Source organism: Bartonella sp. MM73XJBT.G, from assembly GCF_028618435.1.
In the GTDB taxonomy this organism is placed as follows: domain Bacteria; phylum Pseudomonadota; class Alphaproteobacteria; order Rhizobiales; family Rhizobiaceae; genus Bartonella.
The window spans coordinates 1-3,342 of the sequence record NZ_JAQISW010000054.1 but is presented as its reverse complement, the minus strand read 5'-3'; the positions used below and the strand labels follow the sequence as shown (position 1 = coordinate 3,342).

4 protein-coding genes and 1 pseudogene are annotated in these 3,342 nt (G+C 43.9%); all 5 read right to left on the bottom strand.

Translation table 11 applies throughout. The features are described 5' to 3' along the window. Positions 1-989: pseudogene (locus PVV59_RS09605) on the bottom strand (phage tail protein); the annotation flags it as partial. Beyond that, the gene (locus PVV59_RS09955) at positions 986-1,054 is read right to left on the bottom strand and encodes a GpE family phage tail protein (RefSeq protein WP_273755857.1); all 69 of its coding nucleotides are present in this window, start codon (positions 1,052-1,054) and stop codon (positions 986-988) included. The pseudogene PVV59_RS09605 and the gene PVV59_RS09955, both read right to left, overlap by 4 nt. A gap of 41 nt (positions 1,055-1,095) precedes the next feature. Next, a complete protein-coding gene (locus PVV59_RS09595; RefSeq protein ID WP_273755856.1) occupies positions 1,096-1,383 on the bottom strand; it encodes a phage tail assembly protein in 288 nt (95 codons plus the stop codon). 2 nt (positions 1,384-1,385) lie between these two features. Further along, on the bottom strand, positions 1,386-1,892 hold the full coding sequence (locus PVV59_RS09590) for a phage major tail tube protein (protein ID WP_273755855.1): 507 nt from the start codon (positions 1,890-1,892) through the stop codon (positions 1,386-1,388). Beyond that, positions 1,892-3,283, bottom strand: a complete 1,392-nt coding sequence (locus PVV59_RS09585; RefSeq protein WP_273755854.1) for a phage tail sheath subtilisin-like domain-containing protein — start codon at positions 3,281-3,283, stop codon at positions 1,892-1,894. The genes PVV59_RS09590 and PVV59_RS09585 overlap by 1 nt, the downstream gene beginning before the upstream one ends. Between the last annotated feature and the right edge of the window lie 59 nt (positions 3,284-3,342).

The following is a 3,342-nucleotide window of genomic DNA, read 5'->3' as shown; positions in this document are numbered from 1 at the left end:
TCTAGCCATTGGAACCAGCCTTTAATTCTCTCTGTGAGATCACTAATACCTTTTCTTAAATCAGAAGTAGGATTAAGTAAATCTTGTAAGACTTGTTTTAAGGTTTTAGCCCAGCTTGCCACGGTTGTTTGGATAAGATCACGGTTTTCATCAATCAGCTTTGAAAACGCATCAATCATATCATTGATCACAGGCATGAAACGCGTGCCAATAAAGCTTGCAATACCGCCTATTTTTTTCTTAAAGGCACCAAGCTTGTCGCTTAAATCTGCTGCATAGCGTGCAACATCGGCACCTATCAGCCATTTTCCTTTCCGCGCCTTTGCAAAGAGTTCTTTAATGGGTGCCATACCTTGTGAAAGCATGGCAGCCATTTCTTTACCATCTCCACCAAACAACAGCGCAGCAATACGCTGCCTTTGTGCTTGATTTTTCATGTTACTCATTTTTTCGGTAATTTCTTCTAATAAAACGGAGTTTGATTTGAGTTTACCAGAAGCGTTTTTGACAGAAATACCAAGCGCTTCAAACCCCATAATGCCTCTTTGTTGTCCGGCATATGCTTGCGCAGAACGCCTATTTAAGGTTGCCAAGGATTGTTGAAAGAGTTCGGCGGAATATCCTGAATTATCGGCTGCATCACCCCATAATTGAAGTGCTGTAACACTCATACCTAAATGTCGTGATGCGTGGTGAAGACTGTCCCCCATATGCATGGTTTTCATGGTAACGGCGGTTATACTTGCCACAAGACCACCCCCAGCAAGCCCTAGGATACCGGTAAAGACTGAAGCACGGCTTGCAGCTACACCAAGAGCACTTTGAGCGCCATGAAGGCTTTTTGTCATGTTTTGTACAGCAGCAGAAAAGCGTGGAATACTCAAACTATGGGATAATTTCTTAAAATGCTCTTGTATACGTTTGAGAGGCTTGGTAAGTCGGTCTTCAAGAGACAACTTTACCTTTGCATCAGCAACTTTTTCACTCATTTTATTTTATACCTTTCTGCTGCTTGTTTTCGCCAGAATATGAGTTCTTGCGGTTCCATTTCCATCATGTCTGAAAGTGACCAATGGAACACAATGGCAATATCGGCTATGAGTTTAGCGGCGGTTTCCCAGTCGAGGTATCCCGCCGCTTGATAAAAGACTCCAAAATCTCTCCAATGCTCGACAAGTCATTAATATCGAGTTCTCCAACCGCTTCATGTGCCCATTCAGAAAGGCGTGTGATCATAGCGATTGTTTGCTCTATGCCTTCTTTTTTGTCGATTGCTTGCACATCTTTTGTTTTGGGGCGCCGTAAGGTAATTGTGGTGTGCTCTTTTCCCTCAAAAGTAACCGGTACAAGTAATTTATGTGTAATGCTTGTTTGTACTGTCATTTTTATAATCCTATGTTTTCTCTATGACCTGCTAATTGATTGACACCATTGAATTTTCTCACCAAGTTGAGAACGTCTATCTCAACGATTTCAACGTCTTTCTGAACATATTTGAAATACTGCAATGTGAAGGTAGCTGTAGAAGTTGCTTTGCCTCCCGGTTGCCATTCTGCCATTTCAAAACCTTTGCAAAGTCCTCTCATGGTAATGATAACCCCTTCTGCGGGTGTTCCTTGCGCTTGCATTGAACTGCGCAGAGAGATGTCGACATCGGTGCGCCCCAACAGCGCCATTAATTCTGGTGAACAATCAGAAATGGTCATGGTGAGGATGAGGGTTTCAAGACCAAGGTCAACCTCAATGGCGCTATCTATGCCGCCGCCGCGATAACTTTCAACGACCAAGTTCAAATTCGGTAGGGTGACACTTTCACACTTTGCTTGATAGGGAATGCCATCGACATAAATGTTAAAATATTTCAAAACTCTTGGTAAAACAGGTACAGTCATTAAAAGATCTCCTCTAGGTAATCATTGATGATTTGTGAACGGAAGGTGATGTGTTCTGCTGGTGTTGTTGGTGTGAATTCCACATTGAAATAGACTCTGCCGCCTTCAATAGCGCTTGCTGTATTCAACTCTAGATCAGGCGTACAACGCCCACCAAGAATGGCGCCTTGTGCTTTTAAATCACGCAAATAGGCATTGACGCTTTCACTCACGTCACTCATGTAGGTTTTTTTGATATTGCGGTCGACTGCCCATAGATGTCCGCGTAAAATGGCATCATTAATCATATCGGCAGTGCGTACCACCGATAAAAAGGCAAATTTTGTATTGCTTGAAAGGGTGCGATTACCCCAAAGACGATAACCATTTTCGCGGATAATTGTTGTGATGTTTTGTTCGTTAAGAAGGTTAGCGCGGCTTGATCTGTCCCCAATGGAAAAATCAATGGGGCGTGCAATACCAACAATGCCATTGATCACTTTGTTTGAAGGGGAATGCCAAAAACCGTGTGTAAAATCATTTTTAGCAATGACACCAGCAACTGCTGCACTTGCTGGCTGTTCTAAGATTTTTCCATCACGATTCACCTTTACAAAAGGGTCAACTATGATGGCGCGCTTTGAATCAAAATCCTTTGCTGCACTAAGGGCTGCTTCATCTGTTGTGTTTGGTGCATCAAGCACCACAATAGCGCGTAGGCGTTCAGCAATGCCAATGAGTTCTGCCGCTACAGGATTAGATGTTGTACTGATTTCGGCTTTGGCTGTCGCACCAGTGCCATCTCCTTCAATCGTCACAGTTGGGGCGGTTTGATAATCAAAGCCACTGTCCTTAATGACAAGTGACGTTACTTTTCCATCTTTCAGGATTGCTTCTGCTTCTGCACCGCCGGCAATTTTAACGGTTGCTTGAGTGTAACCGCTTCCTTGGTTCGTCACATCAATCTTGCTAAGACTTATAGGGCGTTTGTGCGTAAAGCCTGGGGCAATAAGAATGCGTGGTGTTTGTCCCACAATGGATTGTGCTCCAATCAAAGCGTGGACGCCTTCATAAGCGCCATTTGCATTCACACCGCCAAGAACATTGGTGAGTGTTGCATTTTCATTATCACCTTCTTTCACGCGCACGACAACAACAATGGCACCCACTTGCTTGAAAACGAGATCAAGGGCATTGGGTAGGGTGCCTTGACGCTTACCTGTTTTATCCAGTTTAGCTGCTTGTGAAAGAGAACCCGTTACCAAAACGGGTGTGTTAAGAGGAAATGCTTGCTCATCGGCATCGGGCGCTGTGCCGATAATTCCGATAACTGCCGATTGTACCGCGCGAAGGGGACGGGTGCCGTCGTCAACTTCGACAACTTCAACACCGTGTAGAAAACCTGTTGCCATACTTTATGCTCCTTTAAATATTGGTGAATGAAAATGAATGGGAAAAAATGAGAGGTAAA